General features: G+C 70.3%; 20 protein-coding genes and 1 tRNA gene. 8 read left to right on the top strand and 13 right to left on the bottom strand.

Going from position 1 to position 21,025, the window contains the following annotated elements; translation table 11 throughout:
• From A3CE_RS0122460 to A3CE_RS0122470, 3 genes are all read right to left on the bottom strand, one after another.
• Nucleotides 1–702, bottom strand: coding sequence for a CAP domain-containing protein (locus A3CE_RS0122460; protein WP_020642365.1), 702 nt, complete (start codon nucleotides 700–702; stop codon nucleotides 1–3).
• A gap of 156 nt (nucleotides 703–858) precedes the next feature.
• A complete protein-coding gene (locus A3CE_RS0122465; RefSeq protein ID WP_026468751.1) occupies nucleotides 859–5,394 on the bottom strand; it encodes a DUF7507 domain-containing protein in 4,536 nt (1,511 codons plus the stop codon).
• A 105-nt stretch (nucleotides 5,395–5,499) separates the two neighbouring features.
• Nucleotides 5,500–5,970, bottom strand: coding sequence for a MarR family transcriptional regulator (locus A3CE_RS0122470; protein WP_020642367.1), 471 nt, complete (start codon nucleotides 5,968–5,970; stop codon nucleotides 5,500–5,502).
• A 73-nt stretch (nucleotides 5,971–6,043) separates the two neighbouring features.
• Between A3CE_RS0122470 and A3CE_RS0122475 the strand changes: the two genes are divergently transcribed.
• A complete protein-coding gene (locus A3CE_RS0122475; protein WP_020642368.1) occupies nucleotides 6,044–7,237 on the top strand; it encodes an FAD-dependent oxidoreductase in 1,194 nt (397 codons plus the stop codon).
• A 36-nt stretch (nucleotides 7,238–7,273) separates the two neighbouring features.
• On the opposite strand, the gene dcd is transcribed toward A3CE_RS0122475, so the two are convergent.
• A complete protein-coding gene (gene dcd / locus A3CE_RS0122480) occupies nucleotides 7,274–7,855 on the bottom strand; it encodes a dCTP deaminase (protein ID WP_020642369.1) in 582 nt (193 codons plus the stop codon).
• A 23-nt stretch (nucleotides 7,856–7,878) separates the two neighbouring features.
• Nucleotides 7,879–9,078 (bottom strand): oxygenase MpaB family protein, encoded by a 1,200-nt coding sequence (locus tag A3CE_RS0122485; protein ID WP_020642370.1) that lies wholly within the window; start codon nucleotides 9,076–9,078, stop codon nucleotides 7,879–7,881.
• A gap of 111 nt (nucleotides 9,079–9,189) precedes the next feature.
• Here A3CE_RS0122485 and A3CE_RS0122490 point away from each other — a divergent pair.
• Nucleotides 9,190–9,260 (top strand) — tRNA-Gly (locus A3CE_RS0122490).
• A gap of 57 nt (nucleotides 9,261–9,317) precedes the next feature.
• On the opposite strand, the gene A3CE_RS0122495 is transcribed toward A3CE_RS0122490, so the two are convergent.
• The 3 genes from A3CE_RS0122495 to A3CE_RS0122505 all read right to left on the bottom strand — a co-directional run bounded on the left by A3CE_RS0122495 (nucleotide 9,318) and on the right by A3CE_RS0122505 (nucleotide 11,369).
• Nucleotides 9,318–9,710, bottom strand: a complete 393-nt coding sequence (locus tag A3CE_RS0122495; RefSeq protein WP_026468752.1) for a nuclear transport factor 2 family protein — start codon at nucleotides 9,708–9,710, stop codon at nucleotides 9,318–9,320.
• A 121-nt stretch (nucleotides 9,711–9,831) separates the two neighbouring features.
• Nucleotides 9,832–11,022 carry an RNA polymerase sigma factor gene (locus A3CE_RS59330; protein WP_020642372.1) on the bottom strand — a complete coding sequence of 397 codons (1,191 nt, stop codon included), beginning with the start codon at nucleotides 11,020–11,022 and terminating at the stop codon, nucleotides 9,832–9,834.
• Entirely contained in the window at nucleotides 11,019–11,369 is a 351-nt protein-coding gene (locus A3CE_RS0122505; protein WP_020642373.1) for a YciI family protein, read from the bottom strand. Before A3CE_RS0122505 ends, A3CE_RS59330 begins: the two co-directional genes overlap by 4 nt.
• A gap of 118 nt (nucleotides 11,370–11,487) precedes the next feature.
• Here A3CE_RS0122505 and A3CE_RS0122510 point away from each other — a divergent pair, with 118 nt between their 5' ends.
• Nucleotides 11,488–12,687 carry a cytochrome P450 family protein gene (locus tag A3CE_RS0122510; protein ID WP_020642374.1) on the top strand — a complete coding sequence of 400 codons (1,200 nt, stop codon included), beginning with the start codon at nucleotides 11,488–11,490 and terminating at the stop codon, nucleotides 12,685–12,687.
• Here the strand turns inward: A3CE_RS0122510 and A3CE_RS0122515 are convergent.
• Nucleotides 12,684–13,334, bottom strand: a complete 651-nt coding sequence (locus A3CE_RS0122515) for a hypothetical protein (protein WP_020642375.1) — start codon at nucleotides 13,332–13,334, stop codon at nucleotides 12,684–12,686. The genes A3CE_RS0122510 and A3CE_RS0122515 overlap by 4 nt on opposite strands.
• Nucleotides 13,335–13,421: 87 nt before the next feature.
• Between A3CE_RS0122515 and A3CE_RS0122520 the strand changes: the two genes are divergently transcribed.
• Both A3CE_RS0122520 and A3CE_RS0122525 read left to right on the top strand, forming a co-directional pair.
• Entirely contained in the window at nucleotides 13,422–13,799 is a 378-nt protein-coding gene (locus tag A3CE_RS0122520) for a nitroreductase family deazaflavin-dependent oxidoreductase (RefSeq protein WP_020642376.1), read from the top strand.
• 8 nt (nucleotides 13,800–13,807) lie between these two features.
• Nucleotides 13,808–14,335, top strand: a complete 528-nt coding sequence (locus A3CE_RS0122525) for a GNAT family N-acetyltransferase (protein ID WP_020642377.1) — start codon at nucleotides 13,808–13,810, stop codon at nucleotides 14,333–14,335.
• 134 nt (nucleotides 14,336–14,469) lie between these two features.
• Here the strand turns inward: A3CE_RS0122525 and A3CE_RS0122530 are convergent, their stop codons facing one another.
• From A3CE_RS0122530 to A3CE_RS0122540, 3 genes are all read right to left on the bottom strand, one after another.
• A complete protein-coding gene (locus A3CE_RS0122530; protein WP_020642378.1) occupies nucleotides 14,470–16,161 on the bottom strand; it encodes a bifunctional metallophosphatase/5'-nucleotidase in 1,692 nt (563 codons plus the stop codon).
• Between the two features lie 115 nt (nucleotides 16,162–16,276).
• Nucleotides 16,277–17,056, bottom strand: a complete 780-nt coding sequence (locus A3CE_RS0122535) for an alpha/beta fold hydrolase (protein ID WP_020642379.1) — start codon at nucleotides 17,054–17,056, stop codon at nucleotides 16,277–16,279.
• A 51-nt stretch (nucleotides 17,057–17,107) separates the two neighbouring features.
• Nucleotides 17,108–18,187 (bottom strand): Gfo/Idh/MocA family protein, encoded by a 1,080-nt coding sequence (locus A3CE_RS0122540; RefSeq protein ID WP_020642380.1) that lies wholly within the window; start codon nucleotides 18,185–18,187, stop codon nucleotides 17,108–17,110.
• Nucleotides 18,188–18,407: 220 nt separating this feature from the next.
• Between A3CE_RS0122540 and A3CE_RS0122545 the strand changes: the two genes are divergently transcribed.
• Nucleotides 18,408–19,052, top strand: a complete 645-nt coding sequence (locus A3CE_RS0122545; RefSeq protein WP_020642381.1) for a VanZ family protein — start codon at nucleotides 18,408–18,410, stop codon at nucleotides 19,050–19,052.
• Here the strand turns inward: A3CE_RS0122545 and A3CE_RS57440 are convergent.
• Nucleotides 18,993–19,169 carry a hypothetical protein gene (locus A3CE_RS57440; RefSeq protein ID WP_003058066.1) on the bottom strand — a complete coding sequence of 59 codons (177 nt, stop codon included), beginning with the start codon at nucleotides 19,167–19,169 and terminating at the stop codon, nucleotides 18,993–18,995. The two genes, A3CE_RS0122545 and A3CE_RS57440, sit on opposite strands and share 60 nt — an antisense overlap.
• Nucleotides 19,170–19,273: 104 nt before the next feature.
• Between A3CE_RS57440 and mug the strand changes: the two genes are divergently transcribed.
• On the top strand, nucleotides 19,274–19,834 hold the full coding sequence (gene mug / locus A3CE_RS0122555; RefSeq protein ID WP_020642382.1) for a G/U mismatch-specific DNA glycosylase: 561 nt from the start codon (nucleotides 19,274–19,276) through the stop codon (nucleotides 19,832–19,834).
• Nucleotides 19,835–20,104: 270 nt separating this feature from the next.
• Nucleotides 20,105–20,890, top strand: a complete 786-nt coding sequence (locus A3CE_RS0122560) for a response regulator transcription factor (RefSeq protein WP_020642383.1) — start codon at nucleotides 20,105–20,107, stop codon at nucleotides 20,888–20,890.
• Nucleotides 20,891–21,025: the final 135 nt, after the last annotated feature.

Below are 21,025 nucleotides of genomic sequence, written 5' to 3' on the forward strand. Positions count from 1 at the left end.
TCAGTAGCCGAAGTCCTGGACCCAGTACCAGCCGGCCGTCGTGAGGCCGACGCCGATCTTGGTCAGTGAGCAGTTCAGGATGTTCGCGCGGTGGCCCTCGGAGTTCATCCACGCGTCCATGACCTGCTCCGCGGACGTCTGCCCCTTCGCGATGTTCTCCGCGCCCGGCTTCGAGTAGCCGGCGTTCTTGATGCGCTGGTCGAACGTGGTGCCGTCGGGACTGGTGTGGGAAAAGAAGTTCCCGGCCGACATCTGGTCGCTGTACTCCTGCGCGGCCTTCGTCAGGTGCGGCTCCTCGGCCAGCGGCGCACAGCCCGCCTTCCCCCGCTCGTCGTTGACCCGCGCGACGACCTGGGCGGTGACCGAGGGCGCGACCCGCGCCGCGGCCTTGGTGCTCGGCGGCGGAGCTTCGGACGTCGTCGGCTGCGGGGCCTCGGACGTCTCGGTCGGGGTCGGCGCCGCGCTGGACGTGGTCGGGGGCGGCGCCGAGGTCGTCGGCACGGCGGGCTTGCCGGTGGTGGTGGTCTGGACCTGACGGCCAGAGAGGTCGGTGCCGCTGGTGCCGCCGGCCCCGGCGGGGGCGTTCGGCAGCACCAGTGCCGCGGCGCCGAGCTCGGCGGTGTTTCCTTCCGCGGTGGCCATCCAGGTGCCGGTCGCGGCGGAAAAAACGCCGAGCAGCACACTGAGTGACACCATCACCACGCGAGCACGTTCACCAATGGGGGACACGGCGCAGGAACGTATCACGGAACGATTACAGCGAGAACCCTGCGAACGCACTGGTCACATTTTCCGGCCCGTGTTTTTCGGTGACAGGCACGGATTTCGCGGCAATCGGCCGCTTGCTCGTTACTCCATTCAGCCGTGTCGCACGACGAACACGGCGTCGCCGGACGCGGTCACCGGACGCCCGTTCGGGTCCTGAGCGGTGACCGTCGCCTTGCCCGTGAAGCCTTCCTTGCCCGCGATCGTCGTGCAGGTGTAGGTGATTTCCGCGTCCACGGCCAGGTCCGGCCCGGTGTGCGCGCACGCCGTCGTGTGGTCGTCCACGACGGCCAGGCCGGCGAGCGGCACGTCGCCGGTGTTCTTCACCAGGATCGAGAACGTGACAATCGCGCCTTCGCGCACTTCGTACGGCGTCGCGTCCTTCATCAACGCGATCTCGGGGTGGATGACGTCGACTTTCGCGTCATCGGCCGATTGCACGGCGCGACCGGTCGGGTCGATTCCGGTCACCTCCGCGGATTCCGCGAAGTCGTCGTCCGGCGCTTTCCGGGTGCAGGTGTACGTCTTCGTCGCGCCCGTTGCCAGACTGTCGAACTTCTTCGCGCAGGCCTGAGTGTCCATAATGGACACCTCGGTCAGCGAGACGTCGCCGGTGTTGCGGACGACCACCGTGAAGGTGACTTCGTCCCCCGCACGGACCGGCTTGGGCGGGGCGTCCACCGTGAGCTGCACGGCCGGGTGGATGACGTCGATCTTGTCGGAGTCCGTGGTTTCGAGCGGCGGCCCCACGGGCGCGGTCGCCGTGGCCTTCGCGGTGTTGACGACGTCGTCGGCCGGCGCGGTCGTCGTGCAGTCGAACTTCTGCGCGGCACCGGCTTCCAGCTTGGCGAAGGTCTTGACGCAGGCCGGTCCGCCGGTGACCTCGACGGTGGTCAGCGAGCCGTCGCCGGTGTTGGTCACGGTGATCGTGGACGTCACGGTGTCGCCGGCCCGGAAGGGTCCGCCGTGGATCTCCTGGGCGACCGCCAGTCCAGGGTGCAGCACGGTGTAGGACGCGTCGTCGGTCGCGCTGACCTGGCGGTTCGTCGGATCGGTGCCTGTTGCGGTGGCGGAGCTCACGAAATTGTCGGTGCCGGCGTTTACCTTGCAGGAGTGGCGCTGCCGGGCGCCGGGAAGGAGAGTGCCGATGGTTTGAGCGCACGCCGGAGTGCGACTGTCCACAACGGACACGTGGGTCAGTGGGACATCGCCGGTGTTCGCGACGACGAGGGTGAACGTCACGGTGTCGCCTTGCCGGACCTGCGCGGGCGTCGCGTCGTTCGTGATGGTGACCGCCGGGTGGATGATGTCGACCGGTACCTCGGCGGTGGCTGTCACCGGACGGTTCGTGGCGTCCGTACCGGTCACCTTCGCGGTGGCGGCGAAGTCGGCTTCGCCGGCGAACTGGGTGCAGTTGTAGGTCTGCTTCGCCTGCGGTTCGAGTGAGCCCAAGGTGCGGGCGCAGTCCGCGGCTAGCTGGTCGGCGACGGACACGTCTCGCAGCACGCTGTCACCGGTGTTCACGACCGTGATCTCCGACGTCACGGTGTCGCCTGCGCGGACGACCTTCGGGTCGGCGGTCCTGGTGATCGCGACGGCCGGGTGGATCACGTCCACGTTCGCGCCAGCGGAGGCGGTGACGTCCGGGCCTACCGGTGCGGTGGCGGTGACTCGCACGGTGCGAGTGACGTCGTCGGCCGGGGCGGTGGTGGTGCAGCCGAAGTCGCGTGTGGCGCCGGGTTCGAGTGCGTCGTCGATCGTCTGGGTGCAGCCGGTGACTCGTGCGTGCGGACCTGACGTGCCGGATCGCGTGCTGGTGGCCTGCGTGCTCGCGCCTTGCGTGCTTGTGACTTGCATGCCTGTGACTTGCATGCCTGGGGCTTGCGTGTCCGTCACGCGGAGGCCGGTCAGCGGCACGTCGCCGGTGTTGCGCACGGTGATCCGGAAGGGCACGGTGTCGCCCGCGCGGAACGGGCCACCCACGACGTCCGCGGTGATCGCAACGGCGGGGTGCCGCACGGCGAACGCGGCCTCGGCGGCCGCCTCGACCGGGCGGCCGGTCGGGTCGGTGCCGGTCACCGTCGGCTTGTTCGTGAAGCCGGTGGCGCCCGCGACGGTCGTGCACGTGTAGGCCTGCTCCGCCCGCGGCTGGAGCGTGTCGAGCGGCTTCGCGCACGCGGCGACCTGGTCGTCCACGACCGCGACGCCGGTGAGCGGCACGTCGCCGGTGTTGGCGGCGGTGATCGTCCAGGTCACCGTGTCGCCTTCGCGGACCTGGGCGGGTGCGGCCCGGACGGCCAGCGCGACGGCGGGGTGGATGACGTCGACCACGGCGTCGTCGGTGACCTTGACCGTGCGGCCGAGCTGGTCCTTGCCGGTGGCGGTGGCCGTGGTGGCGAAGTCGTCGGCCGGTGCGGGTGCGGTGCACGTGTACGTCTGCCTGCCCTGCGCCTGCTTGCCTTGTGGCGGCAGCGCGCCGATCGCCTTGGCGCAGGCCGGAGTGCGGTCGTCGGTGACGGCGACTTCGGTCAGCGGCGCGTCACCGGCGTTGGCGACGGTGATCGTGAAGGTGATCGGGTCGCCGGCGCGGGCGACGGCCGGGACAGCGTCCTTCGCGAGGGTGAGCGCCGGGGTGATCACCGTGACGGTGGCCGCCGCGGTGGCGGTCACGGGCCGGCCGCCCAGGTCGGTGCCGGTGGCGGTCACCTGGGACGTCGTGGTCCGGGACGGGTTCGCCGTGCACGTGTACGTCTGCGTCGCGCCCGCGGCCAGGCCGGCGAAGGTGCGCGAGCACGACGTCGTCGTGTCGTCGGTGACCTTGACCGGCGCGAGCGGGCTGTCGCCGGTGTTGCGCACGGCGACCGTCCAGGTGACGGTGTCGCCGGCGTGGATCACCGGGTGGTCCGCGGTGGTGGTGACCTCGACGGCGGGCGCGATCGTCGGCGCGGGGGCGTCGGCGGTGGCCGTGACCTGCTTGCCGAGTTCGTCGCGGGCCGCGGCGGCGGCCGTGTTGACACCGTCGGCGATCGGCGTCTTCGCCGCGCACTCCCACGTGCGGCTTTCGCCGGGGGCGAGCGTTCCGGACGGCGACCGCGTGCACGACGGCGTCTTCGGGTCAGTCACCTCGACGTCGCTGAGCCCGGTGTCGCCGGTGTTCGCGGCGGTGATCGTGAACGTCGCGGTGTCGCCGGCGCGGTAGGCGGGCCGGTCGGCCGTCTTCGTGAGGCCGAGTGCCGGGTGCAAGACGTCGACTCGGGCGGCGGCCACACCTTCGAGGGCGTCGCCGAGCGCGCTCGTGCCGGTCGCCTTCACGGTGTTCGTGAACGCTTTCGTGAACGCTTTCGTGAAACTGTCGGCCGGCGTGGTTCCGGTGCAGGAGTAGCTGACCGTCCGGCCCGGGTCGAGCGTGCCGAGTGGCTTCGCGCAGTCCGGGACGACGTCGGCGGCGACCTGCACACCGGACGCCGGGACGCTGCCCGGGTTCGTCACGACGACGGTGAACACGACCGGCTCACCGGCGTGCGCCTTCGGCCGGTCCGCGCGCACGGCGACCCGGAGGTCGGGCACCGGCACCGAGAACGCGAGGTTCTGCGCGAGGTAGGCGTCGCCGCTGGTCACGAAGCCGAGCCTGGTGCTCGTCGCGCCGGCGGCGACGCTGTCGACGTTGAACGCCTTGGCGTCGACACTGAAGTTGTTCTTGACACCCGGGGCCGCGGCCGCCGCCGTGTTGACGCTTTCGGCGTTCGCGACGAAGAAGTTCGACGTGCCGCCGGTCGAGGGCTCGGCCGCCGGCGTGCCGTCGACCAGGAACTGGTCGCCGGACGCACCCCAGTCGCCGTCGTACGCGGTGACGCCGAGGTGGGCGTCGGCGGCCGCGGCGCGGAAGCCGGTGATCGTTGTCTCGGCGACCGGGTCGCCGGCGGCCTGCCGGACGTGCCCGTCGTAGACAACAACCTTGCGCTTGTCCGGTGCGTAGTCGGCGTTGCGCTCCGGATAGGCGTAGACGAGCGCGACCGACCAGCCGCCGACGCAGCCGAAACCCTTGGGAGCCCAGACGTTGCCGAGCGTCAGGTCGAGCGCGGTTCCGGTCGGGGCGTTCGCGAACTGGCCGGTCACGTCGGCGTGGGCCGAGTAGTAACCCGCGTCTTCGGCGTAGCCCTCGGGCGCCAGGTCGACGGATTTCGCGCTGCCGACGGAAAGCCGTACCTGCTGCTTCGCGGGCGTCCCGGGCGGAACGGCCACAGGGACGCTCTTGCCGGAATCGCACGTGGTCGTGTTCCCCGCCCAGTTCAGGCGGGCGAAGACGATCTTCGCGCCGGGCGGAACGCTCACCGACGCACTGGCCGAGTCGAAGGTGCCCGGGTCGGCGTCGATGTCGGCCCACTGCATGAAGAAGTCGTCGTTGGCCATGGTGTCTTTGCGGTCCGCGGTGTTCGCGCACGCCGCGGGGGTGGCGACCGGGCCGGCGGTCGGCGCGCCGTCCGCGGCGACCGGGCAGCGCAGGACGCCGTTGCCCGCGTAGAGGAAGTCGCCGTAGACCACGGCGTCGTAGCCGACCTTGAGGGGCCCGGCGGCGGCCGCGCCCGCCGCCGGCACGATGGCCGAGGCCAGGAAGACCAATGCCAGCACGAGAATCGGGCGAAGCGGTCTTTCGGGCAACGGCACTCCTCGCCACCTCCGGGGCCGAGACGACCTTGGGAGCGTGGCACGAGAACCGGTCTTACGCCTTCGATCTCACTCGTTCGTGGAACCGGTCAGCTTCGCCGTCGACTCGTGGGTGAGGGCGGTGGCCGCCTCGACGAACCCGATGATCGTGCGCAGTTCGCCGTCGGTGTAGCGGTCGCACAGCTCGTACATGCCCTTGACGAGGTGGTCCCACAGGTGCAGGCCACTCGCGATGGTCTGCAGGTCCAGGGCGATGAGGATCTTGCGCCGGTCGTCCGGGTGCGGTTCGCGGTTGACGATGCCCTTGCTCTCCAGCCGGTCGATCATCGCCGTCACCGACGCGGGCGCGAGCCCGGAGTGCCGCGCGAGGTCCTTCGGCGTCTGCGGCCCGAACCGCGCGAGGTAGTCCAGGACCTTGCTCTCCACCGCCGACAGCCCCCGGGTCTCCGAGATCGCCGTGTGGAACATGACCGTCTCCGTCGACAGCTCCCGCGACCTGAGCAGGACTGCTTCGACCAGTTTCGCTCGCTCGCTTGACACGGCGACCAGCCTAGCCCACTCTTTAGTTCGACAGAACGAATTACTTTCTAAGACATTCGAGGGGTCGAACGACATGACACGGGCACTGATCATCGGGGGCGGCATCGCGGGCACGATCACGGCCATCGCCCTGCACGAAGCCGGGCACGAGCCGCTGCTGTTCGAGGCGTACGACCGGACCGCCGAAGGCGTCGGCGCGTTCCTGACGCTGGCGGTCAACGGCTTGGACGCCCTGCTCCCGCTCGGCCTGAAGGACGTGGTCAAGAGCACGGGCTTCGATTCACCGCGGATGTCGATCGCGCTCGGCGACGGCACCCGGCTGGCCGAGTTCCCCCTCGGCGGCACGCTGCCGGACGGCACGGTGAGCCAGACCGTGCTGCGTTCCGACCTCTACGTCGCGTTGCGCGACGAAGCCGCCCGACGCGGGATCCACGCCGAGTACGGCAAGCGCCTGATCGGCGCGAGCCAGACGTCTTCGCAGGTCAGAGCCGACTTCTCGGACGGCTCCCACGCGGAAGGCGACCTCCTGATCGGCGCCGACGGCCTCCGCTCGCGGGTCCGCACGATCATCGACCCGGACGCGCCGTCACCGCGGTACGTCCCCCTGCTGAACACCGGCGGGTTCGCCGAAGGCCTGGACCTGCCCGACGAGCCGGGCATGCTGAACATGGTGTTCGGCAAGCGCGTGTTCTTCTGCCACGTGGTCAGCCCGGACGGCCGCGTCTGGTGGTTCGCGAACCCTGCCCGCAAGACCGAGCCGACCACGTCGGAACTGGCGACGCTCGCCGGGGAGAAGCTGCGGGCCGAGCTGCTGGACCTGGTCGCACGCGACCGGACACCGGCGACGGAGGTCATCCGCGCGACGCGCGAGATCTACCCGGCCTGGCCGACGTACGACTTCCCGACGGTCCCGGTCTGGCACCGCGGCCGCATGGTGATCATCGGCGACGCGGCGCACGCGACGTCACCGGCGGCGGGCCAAGGCGCGTCGATGGCCATCGAAGATGCCGTCACGCTGGGCAAATGCCTGCGCGACGTGGCCGGTGTCGAGCCCGCATTGGCGAAGTACGAGAGCTTGCGACGCGACCGTGTCGAGGCGGTGGTCGCGGCCGGCAAGCGCAACGGCGACCAGAAGGTGATCGGCCCGGTCGGGCGCGTCGTCCGCGACTTCTTCATCAAGCGGGCGTTCGCGAAGCCTTTCGACGAGGACCCGAACGCCTTCATGTGGAACCACCGCGTCGACTGGGACGAGAAGGTGGCCGTTTAGCGCCCGAGGCACTCTTTCCCGCCGAGGGCGAATCCACTACCGCCAGGTGTCGACGCGGTGGAAGTTCTTGTACGCCCGGCTCGGGGTCGGGCCGCGCTGCCCCTGGTAGCGGGACCCCGCCTCGCTCGAGCCGTACGGGTGCTCGGCCGAGCTCGAAAGCCGGAAGATGCACAGCTGGCCGATCTTCATACCCGGCCAGAGCGTGATCGGCAGGTTCGCGACGTTCGACAGTTCCAGGGTGATGTGCCCGGAGAAGCCGGGGTCGATGAACCCGGCGGTGGAGTGCGTGAGCAGCCCGAGGCGCCCGAGCGACGACTTGCCCTCGAGGCGGCCGGCCAGGTCGTCGGCCAGGGCGACGAGCTCGAACGTCGAGCCGAGCACGAACTCGCCGGGGTGCAGCACGAAGGGCTCCTCGCCCTCCTTCTCGACCAGCGAGGTCAGCTCGTCCTGCTGCAGCTGCGGGTCGATGTGGGTGTACTTGCTGTTGTCGAAGACGCGGAAGAACCGGTCGAGCCGGACGTCGATGCTGGACGGCTGGACCATGCCGGCATCGAAGGGGTCGATGCCGAGCCGGCCGGCGTCGAGCTCTTTGCGGAGGTCACGGTCACTGAGCAGCACGGCCCGAAGCCTATCCGGTGGGTTCAGGCCGCCCGCATGTGCTGCGCGTAGGTGGTGTCCGGCGCGAAGATCTTCTCGAGCCGCTTCACGTACCCACGGCGTCCGGCGCGACCGATCCGTTCCTGCAGCGCGGTGGCACCGGGGATGAACCGCCGCACGGTCTCGGCGGCGAAGTTGACGCCCGCCACGGCGACGATCGCGGCCTGCGCGACCGGGTCGTTCGGCAGCCCGAGGAAGTCGGCGTTGCTCTTCCCGAGCACGAGCCGGCTGATCGACGAGTGCACGGCGACGGAGACGTGCGAGAGCACCTTCCCGACCGCCCCGCGCCCCTCACCGACGGCGGCGTTGGCCTCGATCAACGCCTTGGCGAGCCGCTTCGAGTCGTCGTCGGGGATGAACTCGGTCACCGCGAGCAGCCACAGCAGCCGCCAGGCGTCCTCTTCGCCGGTGGGCAGCAGCTCGTCGTCGACGCCCATCAGCCAGCCGATGTAGCGCCAGAGGTGCAGGATGTCGCCGCGTTCGCGGGCGGAGTAGCGCAGGCCGAGCAGCTGCGTGCCGAAGACGAAGACGAGCGAGAAAAGCAGAAGGGTGCCGACGGTCTGCACCTGGTTGACGGGCCGGTCCCAGGCCTCGTAGTCCCAGTCGTCCCGCCGGTTCATCGCGGCGCGCACGTGGGCGTGCACGAGCCGGATCCGGAGCGCGGAGGCGTACCCCTGCTCACCGTGCCTGAGGGCGCCGGGCGTGGTGACGTCGATCCACCAGGTGGCGGTCTCGACGAGCCGCCGGGTGGCCTTGTACTCGATCTCCCCGGTCCCGACCAGCGATTTCGTGGCGCGGGAAGCGAGGTAGCCACCCATCAGCGACATGTCGCCGAGCGGGAAGAGCCCCAGCAGGCCGGCCCGGGTGATGGCCCGCGCCCCCCGCTCGAGCCGCCCGTCGTCAACCCAGTACGGCTTGGTGTTCACCTGCTCGAAGAAGGCCTTCAGCGGCTCCGGCGCCGAGCTGTCGACGCCGTTCATCAGGGCGTCTTCGAAGAGCTTGCGCCCGTGCCCCTTCGGCTGCTGCGCCATCCAGGCGACGACGTCGTCCGCGAGCCGGTCCTGAACCTGGGCGAACTCCCGCAGCCGCGCGACCTGCCGCTCGTCACCCCGGATGTCGCCCTCGATGAACAGCCGCTGGGCGAGCCGGAACCCGCCTTGCCGGAACAGCTCGGGGTCGTCCATGACGCTCACCTCCGGAGTCGACAACAAGTGTTGTCACTTGACGCGCGAACGTCAAGGAGGGGAGGGTCCTGGACAAGGGGATCACGGTGCCGTGTATGCTTACGACGCACTGCGGATGTAGTTCAATGGTAGAACATCAGCTTCCCAAGCTGAATACGCGGGTTCGATTCCCGTCATCCGCTCTCAGGGCGAAACCCCAGGTCACATAGTGTCTACTGTGGACCTGGGGTTTTCGCGTATCAGGACCAGAAATTGTCGTCGGCGGCTTCGTCGCTCGAAACGTCCGTCAGTTCCGCCGCCTTGCCTTCGCGCATGCGGAAGACCAGGGCGTGGCGGGTGTCCAGCCGCTTGCCGTCGCGGGTGCCCGTCGAGTGGTAGACGGTGACGACTTCCTCGTCGTTCGCGTAGACCTCCTCCAACTTCACCTTCAGGGTTCCGCCGCTTCGCTCGGCCAACTGCCCATACATGGCCAGGATGGCGTCGCGGCCCTTGTGGTCGCCGGAGAACACGTTGTGACCGGGCATGTGCTGCACGGCGTCCGGTGCGAGGAGCTCCGACAGCGTGGTGACATCGCCCGTGGCGAATGCCTCGTAGCCCCGGCGGATGAGGGTGGCGTTCTGGTGTTCGGCCATGGTGGCCTCCTCGGGGTAGGACGTCCGTCCATCGAACGCGTCCGTCCGGACCACGGTCAAGGCCGCCCGCAACCTCGGTTTTTCAGTTCACCGGTAAGGAAAACACCCACAGCGGGGGCGGCTACTCCGGACTCAACCGGGCCCGCAGGTGAGCCGCGTGGGCGGCGGGCAAGCCCGTTTCTTCCGCGCGTTCCAAAGCAGCGAAAGCCGACGGAGAACCCAAGCGGTGCAACAACTCCGCCCGCGACGCGTGCCACCACGGGTACTCGGCCAACCCCGGCAACGCGTCCACCAGCGCCAAAGCCGCCGACGGTCCGTCCCGTTCCGCCACCGCCGCCGCGCGGTTCAACCTGACCACCGGCGTGTCCTGGACCGTCAGCAACACGTCGTACCAGGAGATCACCGCGTCCCAGTTCGTCTCGGCATACGTCGGCGCGAGGTCGTGGCAAGCCGCGATCGCCGCCTGGACCACGTACGCGTTCGGGACCGACGGCGTCCGGCGCAGGCTCCGGCCGACCAACGCGACGCCTTCCTTGATCAACGACGCGTCCCACTGCGAACGGTCCTGCGAAGAGAGCAGCACCGGCAAGCCGGCCGAGTCGAAGCGGGAAGTACGGCGGGCGTCCTGCAGCAGCACCAAAGCCAGCAGCCCCAGCGCCGTCGGCTCATCCGGCATCAGGGAAACCAGCAGACGCGCCAGGCGGACGGCCTCGGCGATCAACACCGAGCGGCCCGTGTAACCCTCGTTGAAGATCAGGTACACCGTCGACGCCACGCCGGCCAACCGGGAAGGGAGCTCCTCCGCCGCAGGCACCCGGTACGGGATCCGCGCCTGAGTGATCTTCTGCTTCGCGCGCGTCAGCCGCTTCGCCATCGTCGCTTCCGGGACCAGCAGGCCGCGGGCGACCTCCGCGGTCGACAAACCGCCCAACGTGCGAAGCGCCAAAGCCACCTGCGCGTCCAGCGACAACGCCGGGTGGCAGCACGTGAAGACCAGCCGCAGCAGGTCGTCGCGGACCGAGACCGGGTCCGGGCACGGGTCGACGGCGGGCATCGCGACGGCCTCCTTCCCGAGCCGCTTCGCTTCGCGGCGGACCACGTCGACCGCGCGGTGGCGGGCCGCGACCAGCAGCCAGCCGCGCGGATTGTCCGGGACGCCGTCGCGCGGCCACGTCTCGAGCGCGCGCACGACGGCGTCCTGCACTGCGTCCTCGGCCAGGTCGACGCTGCCGGTGACGCGGACCAGCGTGGCCAGTACCCGGGTGCCCTCGTCCCGGACCAGCCGCGCGACCGCGTCCCCGGCGCCGGTCACTTGCCGAAGTCGACGACCGGCCGGACCTCGATGGCGCCGTCCCAGGCGCCCGGGATCCGCGACGCGACCTTGACCGCTTCGTCGAGGTCGGCGCATTCGAGCAGGTAGAAGCCGGTGAGGGCTTCCTTTGTCTCCGCGTACGGGCCGTCGCTGGTGACGAGGTCTCCGCCCTTGCCGCCGGTGACGCGGACCGTCGTCGCGGTCGCCGTCGGGTACAGCGCCGCGCCGCCGCGGATCACCGCGGCCGCTCCCTCGCCGAACTCGTTGTAGTCCTTCATCAGGTCCGTGGCCTCGGGCGTGGTCGGGTCGATGTCGGTGGCGTAGATGATCGCGGCGTACTGGGGCATGGCTGCTCCTCACAGGTCCTGACCGGCGCCGATCGCCGGCTCTCACTGTAAGGACGAACGGGCGAAGCCGCGCCGGGACACTTGCCGGGAAGAAAGTCCGCCGGGCAGGGTGGGTGGCATGGGAGAGCCCGCGCTGTTCGGTCCGGACTTCGATCGCGACCCCTCACCCGCCTACCAGTGGCTGCGCGAACGACCGCCGCACCGGCTCGACTTCCCGACCGGCACCTGGGCCTGGCTGATCACCCGCTACGACGACGCCGTGACGGCGTTCAACCACCCCGCCCTGGTCAAGAGCCCCTTCGCCGGCAACGACGAGTGGCTGCGCTCGGGCATGGGCCTGCCGCTCGACCACCGGCCGTCGCTGGCCTCGCACATGGTCAACACCGACCCGCCCGAGCACGCCCGGTTGCGCCGCGCCTGCGCCGGCGCGTTCGGCCCGCGCCGGATGCAGAACCTGCGCGAGCGCGCCCAGCGGGTCACCGGCGAACTGGTCGGCGCCATCGAGAAACGCGGCCACGGCGACCTCGTCACCGAACTCGCCTACCCGCTGCCGATCGCGATCATCTGCGACCTGCTCGGGGTGCCCGGGCGGTACCGCGCCGACGTGCACGAGTGGTCGCTCGTCATCGACTCGGCCGACGACACCGACGGCGCCAAGGTCCGCGAGGCCACCGACGTGCTGGAACGGCTGGTCACCGAGGTCGTCGACGCCAAGCGCGCGACGCCGGGCACCGACCTGATCAGCGACCTCGTCGCGCAGGAGGCCGCGGGCACGCTTTCCGCGGACGAGGTGACGTCGACGGCCTTCCTGATCCTGATCGGCGGCCACGAGACGACCGTCGGGCTGATTTCGACCGGCGCGCTCGCGCTGCTGACCCACCCGGACGAGGCCGCCCGGGCACGCGCCGACCCGGCCCACCGAGCCGCCGTCATCGAGGAGACGCTCCGGCTGCACGCGCCGCTGCAGAACGCGACCTGGCGGTTCCCCACCGAGGACGTCGAGATCGGCGGCCGGAAGATGGGGCCAGGCGACCCGATCCTCGTCTCGGTACTGGCGGCCGACCGCGACCCCGCGGCCTTCGCGGAACCGGACGCCTTCCGGCCGGGACAACGCACGGCAGACCGGCGGCACATCGCCTTCGGCAGCGGGCCGCACCTGTGCATCGGCGCGGCCTTGGCCCGGCTGCAGGCCGACGTCGCCTTCGAGACCGTGCTCCGCCGCCTTCCGACGGCCCGGCTCGTGGTGCCGGAAGAGGAACTCGCCTGGTGGCCCAGCCCGATCACGCGCGGACTGTTCCACCTGCCCATCGAGCTCTAACCCTCGACGAGCTCCCAGCCGGACTCCGGCGTCGCGCGGTCGTACACCTGGCCCGGCGCGGCCTTCAGGACGCTCTTCACGTCCGGGTACAGGTTCGCGACGTGCTCCAGCTCCAGCCCCTCGACCTCGAAGTCCTCCGCCTCGGGGACCTCGAAGCCGACGAACAGCCAGGTGCCGTCCTGCTCGCGGACGACCTGGCGGATCGCGCGCACCGGCTGCTGCGGGCCGGTCGGGATCTCGGTGAGGCCGCTGCTGATCTGGGCTTCGTCGTCCGGCGAGCCCTCGTACTTCCAGGCCGCACGGCGCTGGGCGAGCAGGCGGAGGTCCTCGTCCTCGTCGTCGGAGCCGGTCACCGACGAGAGCAGCCACGTGCGGCGCTCCGGGTCCCAGTCGGCGGCCATGCCCGTCGGCAGGCCCGTCAGCGCACCCAGCTGCGGCAGCAGCTCGACGGCTTCGCGCAGGGACAGCTTGCCGAAGTTCTCGCGGTTGACCAGCACGTCGTCGGACAGCTCGGTGCCGTCGCTGATGAACCAGTCGTCCTCGTCGTCCAGCACGACGAAGCCGAGCGCGTCGGGGTCGTTGACCAGGGCCAGTGCGATGATCACCGGCGCTTCCGGGTCCTGGCGCAGCGGCCATTCGGTCGACATGCGCCATATCCCACCATCGGGCGACCTCGGGCCGGGAAGCGGGGTCATCCGGTCGATTAATTCATCATATGTTGATATTATGGGCTCATGGTGCTGCCCAAGGGACTCGCCCGCTTCAACCGCGTGGCGACCAACCGGATCAACAAGTACGTGGTCGGCTGGGCCCCGGGGTTCGGCATGATCGTCCACAAGGGACGGAAGTCCGGCAAGGAGTACCGCACCCCGCTGAACGTCTTCCGCACGGACGACGGATTCGTCGTCGCACTCACCTACGGCCCGGACACGGACTGGGTGAAGAACGTGCTGGCCGCGGAGAGTTGCACGGTGATCACGCGCCGCCGTAATTACCGCGTGCACTCACCCGAGCTCGTGCATGATGAGTCGCGGCAGGCCATGCCGGCACCCGTGCGGCAGTTCCTCGGCCTGCTGAACGTCGATGACTTCTTACTGCTGAAACGGGACTAAGGGGAGAAATGCTGCTCGAGGGGGAGCTCGTCCGGCTGCGCGCGCTGGAGCCGGAGGACGCCGACGAGATCCACACCTGGATGCACGACCCTGAGGTCGGCCGGTGGATGAACAACGGCTACCCGCGGTCGCGGGCCCAGATCCGGAAGCGCTGCGAAGAGCGCCCGGTCAACACCTACGAGCTGGTCGTGCTCGGCATCGAAACCGGCGGCAAGCTGATCGGCATCGTCGACCTGCGCGACGCCCGGCCCGAGGTGGGCAACGCCGAGCTGGACATCTACATCGGCGACGCCGAGTACCGCAACGGCGGCGGCTACGGGACCGACGCGCTGCGGGTGATGTGCCGCTACGGCTTCGACCTCATGCGGCTGCACATGATTACGCTCTGGGTGGTCGCCGAGAACGAGCGCGCCCGGCACGTCTACCGGAAGGTCGGCTTCTCCGAGGACGGGCGCCACCGCGAGGCGTTCGTGGCAGCCGACGGCAAGCGGCACGACATGATCCTCATGAGCATGCTCAAGGGCGAACTCGAGTAAGGAGACGGCGAGGCGCTTTCTGCCGCCACGCCTCTTCGAACGGTCGTAGTGCTAGGTCGTGAAGAAGGCCGCGTCGCCGGAATCCGGCAACGCGGCCTTCTCATCGCCTCACCCGCGACCTTCGGCGCGGGGAACTACGGCAGCCGGGTGATCCGGTCCGCCGCCGGCGGGGCCAGGTTCTCGTGCGCGCCGAGGTACTCGGTCAGCGCGTCGAGGTCCACCGGGCCACCCGACAGGCTCGTCCACTTGGTGAACTCGGTGAAGCCGTCCCCGCCGGCGGCGAGGAAGTTGTTCACCGACACGCGGAACGTCGCCGCCGGGTCGACCGGCGTGCCGTTCACCGTGATGTTCGAGACCCGCGAGCCGATCGGCGCGCCCGCCGAGTACGAGTAGTGCAGCGAGCTCGAGATCTGCAGGATCTTCGTGGTGGTCGCGGTCCACTGCTGTTCCAGCACGTTCTTCAGGTTCGCGCCGGTCAGCGTGATCGTCTGCATGATGTTCGAGAACGGCTGGACCGTGAACGCCTCACCGTAGGTCACCACGCCGTCGCCCTCGCCGTTCGACGACGACTTGTACGTCAGGTCGGCGCGGATGCCGCCCGGGTTGGTGATCGCGACGACCGCGTTGTTCGACTGCGTGCCCGCCAGCTGCGCGTCGGCGATCACGTCGCCGAGCGGCGACTCACCGGCCGCGTTGCCCGCCGCCGGCAGGTCCGCGGTGATGCTGCCGACCTCCTTGTTCGCGATCGGCGCCGACTTGGTCTTCGCGTCGGCGACCAGCGCCGCCACGGCCGGGTCCGGCGTGACCGTGCGGGTGACGATCTCGTTGAACGCCTTGGTCTGCGACCGCACGACGTCGCGCGTCTTCAGGCTGATCTTCAGGTCCACCACCGACAGCAGGCGGCCGAACGACGAGCCCTGGATGACCGGCCGCGGCTGGCCGGCGGGGTCGTTGATCACGCAGTTGTACTGCTGGTGGCTGTGCCCGGTGAAGAACGCGTCGACCTTCGGCGTCACCGCGGCCGCGATCGCGGCGGCCGGGCCGGGGCGCAGCTTGCAGTCGTTCGGGCCCTCGACCTCGGTACCGTCGCCCTGGTGCATCAGCACGATCTGGGCCTTCACGCCGAAGTAGTCGAGCAGGTTCGCCGTGCGGTTGATCGCCTCGACCTCGTCGCCGAACTTCAGGCCCTTGATCGCCTCCGGCGTGACGACGGACGGCAGGTCCTTCAGCGTGGCGCCGATGACGCCGACCGGCACGCCGCCCTCGAACTTGACGGTGAACGGCAAGAGCGCGGGCAGGCCGTTGGTGAAGTACACATTGGACCCGAGGAACGGGAACTTCGCCCCGCCGAAGGTCTTCTGGAACTGGCAGCCGTCCGTCGGGTGGCAGCCGCCGAACTGCATGCGCTGCAGTTCCTGGTAGCCCTCGTCGAACTCGTGGTTCCCGACGACGGACGCGCTCACACCGAGCATGTTCAGGAAGTCGATGGTCGGCTCGTCGTGGAACAGCGCCGAGGTCAGCGGCGACGCGCCGATGTTGTCACCGGCGGACACGACGAACGAGTTGCGCACCTGGGACCGCAGCTGCTTCACGTGGGTGGCCAGGTAGGCGGCACCGCCGGCGTCCACAGTGGTCCCGTCCGACTGCACGACGCGCCCGCCGGAGCCGGACGGCGGCTCCAGGTTGCCGTGCAGGTCGTTGAACCCGATGATCCGGACGTCGGTGGTGGGGTCCGGGCGCTGGCCCGCGGACGCGGGTGCGGTGGTCACCGCCGTGGTCGCCAGCGCGGCCGCGGCGAACACCGCGAGCCGGGTCGAAAGCCTCATGAGTGTTCTTCCTCCGATTCGCGCCCAGGGTCCCGAGCGGGCGCACGGCGGAGGATTCTGCCTCGCGAAGGAGCAAACGACCAGGGTCAAAAGACGGACTTAAAGCGAATGTCACCTAACGGCTTCCGTCGAGCAGCACCCGCGCGACGAGGTCCGGGTCGTCGTTCATCGGCACGTGCCCGCAGCCCGGCAGCAGCCGGAACATCCCGTCCGGCGCGACTTTCCGCAGCTCGGCGAGGCGTGGCCGGGCGAGGATCCGGTCGCGCTCGGCCCACGCGACGGTCACCGGGACGCCGGTGACCGGGCCGGTGAAGCGGAAGTCCCCACGGGACTGCGCGGCGCTGGGTTCGAAGCCCGGCGCGGTCGCGAGCGCGTGGGCGTCCTCGACGACGACGTCGGGCGTTTGCAGCTCGGGCCGCCCGACGATCATCCCGGTCAGGGCGCGACGCCCGGACGCCGTCGCGGCGATGCGGCGCACGACGTGCGGCGGCGTGCGCTGAGCGAGGGCGCGGTGGGCCTTGAGCGCGGCGATCGCGTAGAGCTTCTGCCGCCGGGTCCACAGCCCCGCCGGCGACAACGCCGTGACGCTGCGGACCAGCCCGGCCTGCCCGAGGGCCAGCGACAGCAGGCCGCCGAGCGAGTTGCCGGCGACGTGCGGCCGGCCGAGCCCGAGGTCGGTGAACAGCTCCTTGAACATCACCAGCGCGGGCTCGATGCCGTACCCGCCGGACGGCTCGGGCGACTCGCCGAAGCCGGGCAGGTCGACCGCGATGACGTCACGATGGGGCGTGAGCAGCGGAAACACCGGCGCCCACGCCTGGCGGCGGTGGCCGATGCCGTGGATCAGCACCAGCGGCTCGCCCCGGCCCGCGCGGTCATAGACAACATCGTCCATGATCCGAGCGTAAGGCTCCGATCGCGGAAAGGCTACAACTGCCGGTAACAGTTACTCTGCGTCCGGGCGGACCCGGGTGCCGGTGTCGGCCGACCGCTGGACGGCGTCGAGGACCCGGTGCACTCCCACGGCGTGCGCGAAGTCCGGCAGATCGCCCTTGAGGTGCCGCGCGTAGGCGTGCGCGACGTTGTACGACGGCTCGGCGCTGCGCCCGGCCAGCTGCGGCAGCTCGTACCGGGCGGGCACGGTGAGCTTCTCCAGCGTGCCGGTCCGGCTGCCGCGCAACGTCAGCTTCGCGATCCAGAACAGCGGGTCCGCCGCGTTGACGACCAGCGTGCCCTCGGTGCCGTTGATCTCCCAGTGGAAGTCCGTCGCCGGCGACGACCCCCCGCGCAGGTGCAGCGACGCGACGGCACCGCCGGTCAGCACCCCGGTGACGGCGATCTGGTCCGGCGCGGTCATCGCGACGGACTCGCCGGTGACCTCGTCACGCACCCGCGGCCGGACGGTCGCCATCGTCGCCGACAGCTCGCCGAAGCCGCCGAGCACCATGGCGAGCGCGTCGACGGTGTGCGCGAACGGGATGGTCAGCATCGTCGCCCCGCCCTCGGGGTGCAGCTGGTAGTCCCGCCCGGCCCGCACCGAGGGTCCCCAGTTCGCGCCCGACGCGATCAACGACGTCGAAAGCACGCGGCCGACGTAGCCGTCCTTGATGAGGTCACGCAGGTAGCGCAACGCCGGCGCGGACCGGCCCTGCAGCCCGACCGCGGTCTGCCGTCCCGCGGCGGCTTCGGCCAGCGCCTCGGTTTCGGCCAGGCTCACGCCCAGCGGCCACTCGCTCAGGACCTGCTTGCCCGCGGCCAGCGCCGGCTCGATGAGCGCCCGGTGCTCGGGCACCTTCACGGCGACCACGACCAGGTCGACCTCCGGGTGCCGGGCCAGCTCGCCGGCGTCGCCGAAGGTCAGCGGCACGCCGTACTTCTCCCCGGCCACCCGCGCCGAGTCGGCGCTGCTCCCGCTCAGCGCGCGGAGCTCGTAGCCCTCCACCGCGGCCAGCGCGGGCACGTGCGCGGTCGCGGCCCAGCCGCCGTTCGCGCTGAGCCCGACGATGCCGACCCGGACCGGTGCCATGAGCGTTCCTTTCGTTGCCTGCACAAGACTCCGACGTGCAGAGCGTCGTTGGCATTCCCCCGTCGGCGCAAGCCGCATCCCGGTTGTGTCCGCATGACTTCGATCACCGGCGTGGCGCCGATCGGCTCCGCGCGGGTCAGCCGAGTGGCCGAGGGGGGTCCGCGCCGTCCGGCTCTTCGACCGAAGCGGCACCCCGGCCGAGATCCATACCGTCGGTGGCATGACGAACGCCCAGGTCACCGCCCTGCAGGACGGGCTCATCGGTTTCCTCGCCCTGTGGGTCGTCGTGCTCGTGCCGCAGCTGATCACCCAGTTCGCCCGGTACGGCGGCCTCCGCCCGCGCGGCCTCCTCACGACCGCCGCGGTGCTGCTCTACGGCTGCCTGACCCTGGCGGTCGTCCTCCTGCCGCTGCCCGGCCCCGGCACCCGCCGGCTGCCCCAGACCGTCCAGCCGCACCCCTTCCAGTGGATCACCGACATCCACATCGAGCTGCTCAAGCACGGCGAGCCGCTGTCCCGGTGGTTCATGACGCAGACGTTCCAGCAGGCGTGCCTGAACGTCCTGCTGTTCGTCCCGCTCGGGGTGTTCGCGCGGATCCTCTGGCGCCGTGGCCTGACCGGCACCGCCCTGATCGGCTTCGCGACGTCGTTGCTCATCGAGCTCACGCAGGTCACCGCGAACTTCGGCACCGCGCCGTACGTCTACCGCATCTTCGACGTCGACGACCTCATGAACAACACGCTCGGCGCCGGCGCCGGCTGGGTGTTCGGTGCGCTGCTGCTGACCCTGGTCCGCGGGAAGCGTTCAACGGTCGACGTGCAGCCGGCCCGGCGCGAGCGGGTCCACCTCGCCCAGCCGCGCTAGCCGCGCCTTCCGCTGCAGGGCCGCGCGCTTGGCGGCCCGCCGGTCCTCGAGGACGACGACAAGGGCCGCGACGGCCAGCACCAGCGCGACCAGGCCGAGGACGATCGGGAGCTGCACGAATCCTCCTCGGTACGGCGCTGTGCGGGAGATCACACAGGTTACGCAGGTCCGTACCGAATTCGCTACCCCCAGCGACGAGCCGCCCTTCGCACACTGGAGGGGTGAGCACCCGACCCACCAAGGACCAGCTGGCCGCGGCGCACAACGCCACCATCCCGGACGTCATCGCGCCCGGCCTCGACGTCCTGTTCTGCGGCATCAACCCCGGCCTCTACTCCGGCGCGCTCGGTCAGCACTTCGCGCGTCCGGGCAACCGCTTCTGGCCCGCGCTCCACGCCGGCGGGTTCACGCCCCGGCGGTACGCGCCCGCCGAGCAGGAGAAGCTGCTCGAACTCGGGCTCGGCGTCACGAACGTCGTCGCGAGGACCACGGCCCGCGCCGACGAGCTCACCGGCGACGAACTGCGCGAGGGCGGGAAACTGCTGGTCGCGAAGGTGCTGGAGTACCGGCCGCGCCGGCTGGCCGTCGTCGGGATCACGGCGTACCGCACCGCGTTCGGCTTCCCGAAGGCACGCGTCGGCCCGCAGGATCACCGGATCGGGGACACCCGCGTGTGGGTGCTGCCGAACCCGAGCGGGCTCAACGCGCACTGGACGCCGGCCGGCCTGGCGGAGGAGTTCCGGCGGCTGCGGACCGCATCCGGCGACTGTCGAAATCGTTGAACAAGCTGTGAGCCACCCTCAGTAGCGCCGACTACCCCATCGAGACCCGTCCCATCCCGCCGAACTGCCTATTCAAGATCGACTTCTACCTAAAGTTTGCTGTGACCGGCGGGTTGGGCCATGAGGGGGAATTGGCGTCATGAGCTGCGCAATCGCGACTCGTACCAAGCAGGAGGAGTCACTTTTGGCCGGTCCCGGCAGGGGGGACCGGGTGGTGCCGGAGACGTCCGGCACCCCCAGGAGCGACAGCGCAGAGAGACGGAGGCCGCGATGCACGGCATCGAGCCCACCCGCAGGCCCGCGGGGCCGGCCGGACCCGGCGGGCGCAGTCTCGGCGTCGCGGTCGTCGACCCGGTCCCGATCTTCCGCGACGGGCTCGCCGCGCTAGTCCACCGCAGCCAGGGGCTGCACTGGGCCGGGCAGGCCGCCAGTCACCACGCCGCGCTGCAGCTGTGCGAGCAGGTCAAGCCGGACGTCGTCGTGCTCGACTCGGCGCTGGACCCGAACTGCCACCTGACCAAGCTGCTCAACGCCGGCGACCCCGCGCTGATCATCGTCACGCTGATCCGTGACGCGAATCGCACCCAGCAGTACCTGGCGACCGCGATCGCCGCGGGCGCGCACGCGATCGTGCCGCGGTCGATCGACTCACGGCGGCTCGCTGAAGCGATCCGGCGCGCCCACACCGAACGCCGGTACATCGACCCTTCGCTGGCCGCGCTGACCGCCCGGCCGAAGCGGGCGGCCGCGCCCAAGGGCGAGCCCGCCCCCGACAGCCCCCCGGCGCCGCGCGGCGGAATGCCGCTGTCCAGGCGGGAGTACCAGGTGCTCCAGCTGGTCGCCGAAGGCCTCGAGAACTCGGCGATCGCGAAGCTGCTCTTCCTGTCCGTCGAGACGGTCCGGACCCACGTGAAGAGCATCCTGCGCAAGCTTTCCGCGCGCGACCGGACACACGCCGTGACGATCGCGTTCCGCGCCGGGATCCTGGTCGCCAGGGCCGAGGACGGCCACGTTCCGGTGACGCCCGACACAACGGCGATCCCGGGGCACCGCTGACGCCGCTCCCCAGCAAGAACGCACATTTTCGGGGGATTTCCGATACTCGGAAGTGCGGATCTGCTTGCTCCAGTTACCCGCAGGTAATATCCTGAAGTTACCGGCGAGTAAGGCGACTGTGTGCCCGGCCGGGGA

Origin of the sequence: Amycolatopsis balhimycina FH 1894 (genome assembly GCF_000384295.1) — a bacterium.
Taxonomy (GTDB): domain Bacteria; phylum Actinomycetota; class Actinomycetes; order Mycobacteriales; family Pseudonocardiaceae; genus Amycolatopsis; species Amycolatopsis balhimycina.